At 69.3% G+C, this 6766-nt stretch carries 5 protein-coding genes; all 5 read left to right on the top strand.

The features are described from left to right. The first annotated feature begins 63 nt into the window (after positions 1-63). Genes ACZ7OI_RS38190 through ACZ7OI_RS38210 form a run of 5 tightly spaced genes read left to right on the top strand, consistent with a single transcriptional unit; the run spans position 64 to position 6630 of the window. On the top strand, positions 64-1200 hold the full coding sequence (locus tag ACZ7OI_RS38190) for an acyl-CoA dehydrogenase family protein (RefSeq protein ID WP_470268984.1): 1137 nt from the start codon (positions 64-66) through the stop codon (positions 1198-1200). Next, the gene (locus tag ACZ7OI_RS38195; RefSeq protein ID WP_470268985.1) at positions 1200-2219 is read left to right on the top strand and encodes an acyl-CoA dehydrogenase family protein; all 1020 of its coding nucleotides are present in this window, start codon (positions 1200-1202) and stop codon (positions 2217-2219) included. The genes ACZ7OI_RS38190 and ACZ7OI_RS38195 overlap by 1 nt, the downstream gene beginning before the upstream one ends. 19 nt (positions 2220-2238) lie before the next feature. Then, positions 2239-3018: an enoyl-CoA hydratase/isomerase family protein gene (locus ACZ7OI_RS38200; protein ID WP_470268986.1), complete on the top strand. Its 780-nt coding sequence runs from the start codon at positions 2239-2241 to the stop codon at positions 3016-3018. Between the two features lie 12 nt (positions 3019-3030). Next, positions 3031-5379, top strand: coding sequence for a S9 family peptidase (locus tag ACZ7OI_RS38205; RefSeq protein WP_470268987.1), 2349 nt, complete (start codon positions 3031-3033; stop codon positions 5377-5379). A 36-nt stretch (positions 5380-5415) separates the two neighbouring features. Then, positions 5416-6630 carry an LLM class flavin-dependent oxidoreductase gene (locus ACZ7OI_RS38210; RefSeq protein WP_470268988.1) on the top strand — a complete coding sequence of 405 codons (1215 nt, stop codon included), beginning with the start codon at positions 5416-5418 and terminating at the stop codon, positions 6628-6630. The last annotated feature ends 136 nt before the right edge of the window (positions 6631-6766 follow it).

A 6766-nucleotide genomic window follows, 5' to 3' on the forward strand; every position in this document is an offset into this window, starting at 1 on the left:
CGCTACCTTAAATACCAACTAGTCGGATTGTTCAAGTCCGCCGCGTCGAACAGGACGGTGCTCATGACCCTGCCCAGGCTGGTGCCCCCGCCGTCCGGAGACGGCGACTCCTGGCAGGACCTGCGCGCCGAGGTCAGGGAGTTCCTCGCCGCGCGGCCGGATGGGCCCCGGCGCGTCGATTCGTGGCTGACCGGCTGGGACGAGGAGTTCACCCGTGCCCTGGCGGCCGAGGGCTGGCTCGGGATGACCGTCCCGCCCGAGTACGGCGGCCACGGGCGCAGCCATCTGGAGCGGTACGTGGTGACCGAGGAACTGCTCGCCGCGGGCGCGCCGGTGGCGGCGCACTGGATCGCGGACCGGCAGATCGTTCCTTCACTGGTGAAGTACGGGACCGAGGAACAGAAACGTCGCTATCTGCCCGCGATCGCCCGGGGCGAGTGCTTCTTCGGGATCGGGATGAGCGAGCCGGATTCCGGCTCGGATCTCGCGAGCGTGCGGACGAAGGCGGAGCGCGCGGACGGTGGCTGGCGGATTGCCGGGACCAAGGTGTGGACGTCCGGTGCGCACCGTGCCGACGCGTTCATCTGCCTCGCCCGCAGCAGTCCCTGGGATCCGGAGCACCGGCATGCCGGGCTCAGCCAGTTCATCGTGGACCTGCGGTCGCCGGGCGTCGAGATCCGGCCGATCCTGTCGATGAACGGCGAACATCACTTCAACGAGGTGTTCCTCGACGAGGTGTTCGTTCCGGACGAGCTGGTGTTCGGCACGATCGGCGAGGGCTGGGAGCAAGTGACCTCGGAGCTGGCGTACGAGCGCAGCGGACCGGAACGGTTCCTGTCGACGTTTCCGCTGCTGGCCGAGACCGCCGAGCAGATGCGGGCGGGTGCCGTCCCGCGCCGGTCCGACCTCGGCAGGTATGTCGCCCGGACGACCGGACTGCATCAGATGTCGCTGGCCGTCGCCGGTGCGCTGGAGCGGGGCGAGCCGGCCGACACCGCGGCCGCGGTGGTGAAAGTCCTCGGCACCACGACCGAGGGCGACCTCGCCGAGTTCGCCGATCTGCTCGTCGAGCCGGATTCGCCGCCGGAGTTCCGCGAACTGGCCGGAGAGGCGGTGGTCCAACGCCCCGGGTTCACCCTGCGTGGCGGCACGAACGAGATCCTGCGCGGCGTGATCGCGCGGGGATTGGGGATGCGCTGATGGCTGCGGTGGACCCGGTGGACCAGTCGGTAACCGAGCTGATGGCGACGGTGTTCGCGGACTACCGGACTGAGCAAGCCGAACCGGTGCCAGGCGACCCGAAGCTGTGGCGCGCGCTTGACGAGCTGGGTCTCGTCCGGCTGACGGGCAGCGAGGAGCCCGGCGGCAGCGGAGCGGGATGGCTGGAGGCCGCCGAACTGCTGCGGGCCGCGGCCTGGCACGGGGTGCGGGTTCCGCTGGCCGAACACGACCTGCTGGCGTGCTGGCTGCTGGACGAGGTCGGCATCGAGCCGGACAGAGCGCGGCGCACCGTCTGTCTGCTCGACGACGACGCGACAGCTGCCGGTGTCCCGTGGATTTCTCAGTGCGACCGCGCGGTGCTGGTGTGGCGGCGCGGCGGGAAATGGCGGGTCACCGACGCCGCCGTAGCCAACCTCACCGTCGAGCGGGGCGCGAACCTCGCCGGGGAGCCGCGCGACCGCGTAACCGCTGATCTGGGGATTTTCCCCGGAGCGTCCGCATCGGACGAACTGGTCGACAGCCTGCTGCTGCGCGCCGCGCTCGCGCGTGCGGTGCAAGTGTGCGCGGTTCTCGATCGGATCGTCGAATTGAGCGTCAAGCACGCGAGCGAACGCACACAGTTCGGGCGTCCGCTGTCGAAATTCCAAGCGGTGCAGCATCTTGTTGTTGACGCCGCAGCCGAAGCGGGGCTGGCGCGTGCTGCTACCGACGCCGCGTTGGCGGAGGCTGTGCGGACCGAATGGGCCGACCCGCAGCTCGAGTTCCGCGTTGCCGCAGCTCGTTCGTGCGCCGGGCACGCAGTGTCCACTGTGGTGCGGAACGCGCATCAAGTACACGGCGCGATCGGGACTACCCGCGAGCATCCGCTGCACGAGTTCACGACCGCGGCGCTGGCGTGGCGCTCGGAATTCGGGTCCGTCCGGCATTGGGACGAACTGCTCACCGACCTCGCGACGGGCGCCGGGCGACGCGGCCTGTGGCCGCTCGTGTGCTCATGACCGGAGAAAGGACGTCCGCATGGCCGACCTCGAGTACACAGTGGACGACGGGATCGCGACGATTCTGCTGAACCGTCCGCACCGCAAGAACGCCTTCACCCTCGCGATGCTCGACGCCTGGGCAGAAGCGCTCCAGTCCGCTCGAACCGATCCTGCGGTGCGCGTCGTTCTGGTCGCTGGAGCGGGAGGCGCGTTCTGCGCGGGTGTCGATCTGGACGACTTCGCCGAGATCAGTTCGACCCTGGCGCGGCAGGAAGTGCTCACCCAGCGAGTGCACCGCGTTGCCGCCGCAGCGCTGGAACTCGACAAACCGCTGATCGCGGCTGTCGACGGGGTCGCAGTCGGAGCGGGCATGGACATGGCGCTCGCGTGCGATATCCGGCTCGCTTCCGATCGTGCGAGGTTCTCCGAGGCGTACGTGCGCGTCGGGCTGATTCCCGGCGACGGCGGCGCACATCTGCTGCCCCGGATCGTCGGCCGGGCCCGTGCGCTGGAGTTGTTGTGGACCGGCCGGTTCGTCGAGGCGGACGAGGCACTGGAGCTGGGCTTGGTGCTGTCCGTGCACAGTCCGGAGGCGCTGACCGAGGAGGCGGCGCGGCTGTGCCGGCGGCTGGCGGACGGGCCGCCGGTGGCCATCCGGGCGATCAAACGCCTGGTGCGCGACGGCGAGCACGTCGACTTCCGCACCTCGCTGTCGATGGTCGCGGCGGAGCAGGCGGTAGTGCAGTCCACTCGGGACTCCGCGGAGGCGATGGCCGCGTTCCGCGAGAAGCGGAAGCCGCGCTTCGTCGGCGCGTAGGGGAGGGACACGATGAGGCCGGACAACCAGGCTTTGGGGCCGGAAGACTACGAGCGGGCCGCGCAGCTGTGGCCGAGCGAGCTGCTGAAGCGAGCCACGAACCTGCTGATCGTCCCGACCTGGCTGCCGGGGGAGGACCGGTTCTGGTTCCGGCACGAGCACGGCGACGGGCACGAGTTCCTGCTGGTCGACGCTGCGACCGGCGCGCGCGGTCCGGCATTCGACCACGAGCTGGTCGCGCGGGCGCTCGGCGCGGACCCGGCCCGGTTGCCCGTCGACGCACTCGAATACGACGGGGATTCCGTCATCGTGTCCGTCGAGGGCACCCGGCTGCGGATCGACACCCGTGACGGCAGCACCACCGAACTGCCGGTCCCGGACCCGAACGGTTTCCTCGGCCCCTCCGGCGACGAACTGTTCGTCCGGGACCACAACCTGTGGGTCCGCAGCGCGTCGGGCAGCGAACGGCAGTTGACCACCGACGGCGAGGAGCACTACGGCTGGGCGGAGGCCCCCGACGCATCCGACGACCGGATCGACCGGGGCCGCACCGGTCGTCCGCCCGGCGCGATCGGCTGTTTCTGGAGCACCGGCGGGACCCGCGCGCTCGTGCCGCGCGTCGACGAACGCGCGGTGACCGCGTACCCGTTCGTCGAGAACATCCCGCACGACGGCGACATCCTGCCCAAGGTGCGTTACGTGCGCGGGAAAATGAGCGGCGACGCCGAAGATTCCCGGTGGGAGTGGTACCTGCTCGACGTGGCGGACGGCTCGCGCGTGCGCGTCGGTCCGCTCCCCGGAGAACTGCGGATTCTCCCTTGGCACGCATGGTGGACCGGGCACGGCACGATCGTCGCGCTGGCGTCCACGACCGCGCAGGACCAGGCCGCGGTCGTCGAGATCGACGCGGAGACCGGCGGGTCGCGCGCCGTCTATCTCGAATACGACCATATGTTCCGGTTCAACAACATGTGGTTCCACGACGACAACGTCCGGTACCTGCCCGAGCGGCACGAACTGCTGTGGTTCACCTTCGCCTCCGGCTGGCCGCATCTGTGGCTGATCGATCTCGCTACGGGGGCGACGAGGCAGGTGACCGACGGGGAGTGGGTGGTCCAGGACGTCGTCCGGGTGGCCGGCCGCCAGGTCTTCTTCACCGCGGGCGGGGTCGAACCAGGACGCAATCCTTATCTGCGCGCGCTGTATCGCGTCGACCTGGGCGGGCCAGGACCGAACGCCGGATTGAAGTGCCTGACCCCGGAAGACGCCGACCACGCTTTCCCGGCGGTCCCGTTCGGCACTGTGACCCGGGACAGCGGGCAGTCCGCCGATCTGCGCTCTTGCCTGGCCCCGTCCGGAAAGTACTTCGTGGACAACATCTCCCGCGTCGACCGGCCGCCGGTGATCATGCTCCGCGACGCGGACGGCGCGGACGTCTGCGAACTGGCACGTTCCGACACCAGCGGACTCGACGAGATCGGCTGGACGCCTCCCGAAGTGTTCCGTGCCAAAGCTGCCGACGGCGAGACGGACGTCTGGGGCGTGATCGTCAAGCCGCGTCGGTTCGGCGAACGGGACAGCTGGCCGGTCCTGGAGCGCATCTACGGCGGCCACCAGGTGCTGGCGCAGCCGCGCAGCTTCCTCGACGGACTCAACGGCATGTTCATGTTCGGCCTGCACTCGCTGGCCGAGATGGGCTTCGCCGTCCTCCTGCTCGACGGCCCCGGCACCCCGATCCGCTCGCGGGCGTTCCGCGACTCGACCTGGGGCGAGCTGGACCGGTTCGGCATCAAGCACCACCGCGCCGCGATCGAAGACGCCGCCCGCACCCGGCCCTGGATGGACCTTTCCCGCGTCGGCGTGAGCGGGCATTCCTCCGGCGGCTACGGCACGGTGATGGCGATGCTGCTCGAACCGGACTTCTACGCGGTCGGTTTCGCCAGCTCGCCCGCGCTCGACCCGAGCGCGTCCTCGGCTTACGTCCCCGAACCGCACTTCGGCAAACCCGATTACGGCGGCGGCCGTGCGGCCAAGCGGGCCCCGGACGAGATCGCGCCGAATTACGCGCGATGGTCGCCGAGCACCTACGCGGCGCGCCTTTCCGGGCAGCTGGCGATCGTCTACGGCGACCTCGACGAACAGGTCGAGCCGTCCGGGGTGCTGCGGTTCATCGGGGCGCTGATCGACGCGGACAAGGACTTCGACGTGCTGCCGCTGCCCGGCCGCGACCACCACTACACGACCGAGCCGTACTTCCAGAAGCGGCTGTGGGACTACTTCGTCGAGCACGTGCAAGGCCGCGCGCCGCTTCGGCACCACCGGCTGGACGTCGCTCCCTGCGAACGCCTGCACGTCACCTGAGCCGGGAACCATCCGAAACTCCAAGCAGGAGGCGAAATGCCCGAGTCGATCCGACAGCTGAAGTCCGATACCGAAAGGGCGGAGGTCCTGCGCGGGCCGTTCGATCCCGGCGGTCAGCCCGACCTCTCCGGCGACCACCCGCTGCATCTGTCCCTGTTCGCGTGGAACGTGCGATCGGGGCTGTCGGCCACCAAGGCGGTGCTGAGCGATCCGCCGCGGCTGCGCGACTTCTGGGAATGGCCGTCGGCGTCGAAACTGCTGAAAGGGGCCGAGGCGGCGGGCTTCGACAGCCAGCTGCAGTACGGGATGTGGAGCGGGTTCGGCGGCGAGATCGGCTGGAACGACTCGGCACTGGACTTCGCCACCGCGCCCGCCGCCGCCGCGGCCATCACCGAGCGCCTGGGCCTGCTCACGACGTTCCACGTCGGCTACGGCGTCCATCCGCTGTGGCTCGCGAAGATCACCTCAGCCACCGACCACGTTTCCGGCGGGCGGCTCGGCGTCAACATCGTCGCGTCGACGAACGCCAACGACTACGCCCAGTTCGGCATCTCCGACAAGCCGTCCCGCGAACAGAAGTACGAGATCGCCGACGAGTTCACCACGCTGCTGAAATACCTGTGGACCTCGGACCACCCGATCGACTTCGAGGGCAAGTACTTCCAGGCGTACGGCGCGCAGGTCAGCCCGCGGCCGAAGTCGTCGCCGCGTCCGCTGCTGATGAGCGCGGCGCAGTCGGACATCGGGTTCGACTACGCCGCCCGGCAATGCGATCTGATGTTCATCGCGAGCAACGTCACCGGCGGCAGCCTGGAGGAATACCGCACCAAGGCGGAGAAGATCCACGATGCGGCCGCGCAGTACAGGCGCAAGATCCGGATCTGCGCGATGTGTTACGTGGTGATGGAGGAGACCGACGCCGAAGCGGAGAAGAAGGTCCGCTGGATGGCCGACGAGATCGACCGCGAAGCGCTGCGCAACCACATCATCCGCACCGGACTCGGTCCCGAGGCCGACCTCGAAGATCGGTATCTGGGCTTGGGGGAGGACCGCTACACGCAGTTCGGTCTCGGCATGCACGGCTACCAGCTGTTCGGTTCGTACGACACGGTCGCGGACAAGCTGGCAGGCCTGCACGAAGCGGGGGTTGGGCAGGTCGCCCTGTGCTTCTTCGATCCGCACCGGGGCGTCGAGCAGATGCGAGACCACCTGATGCCGCGGCTTCGCGAGCGCGGGTTGCGCAACGACTGACCGGCTGCGCAGTGAAGAGGCCCGCCGTCGCGACGGCGGGCCTCCTCCCCTCCGGTTTTTTTGCACCCCCGCAACAGGACGAACCCCCCCCCCCCCCCCCCAGTTTTTTCCCCCACCGCCGGAAAGAGCCTTTGTC

This window comes from Amycolatopsis sp. NPDC114503 (genome assembly GCF_055633655.1).

Excerpts from the sequence above, each read along its gene's own strand:
- ACZ7OI_RS38210 (WP_470268988.1), top strand. The coding sequence starts at position 5,416 with ATGCCCGAGTCGATCCGACAGCTGAAGTCCGATACCGAAAGGGCGGAG.
- ACZ7OI_RS38190 (WP_470268984.1), top strand. The coding sequence starts at position 64 with ATGACCCTGCCCAGGCTGGTGCCCCCGCCGTCCGGAGACGGCGACTCC.
- ACZ7OI_RS38195 (WP_470268985.1), top strand. The coding sequence starts at position 1,200 with ATGGCTGCGGTGGACCCGGTGGACCAGTCGGTAACCGAGCTGATGGCG.
- ACZ7OI_RS38205 (WP_470268987.1), top strand. The coding sequence starts at position 3,031 with ATGAGGCCGGACAACCAGGCTTTGGGGCCGGAAGACTACGAGCGGGCC.
- ACZ7OI_RS38200 (WP_470268986.1), top strand. The coding sequence starts at position 2,239 with ATGGCCGACCTCGAGTACACAGTGGACGACGGGATCGCGACGATTCTG.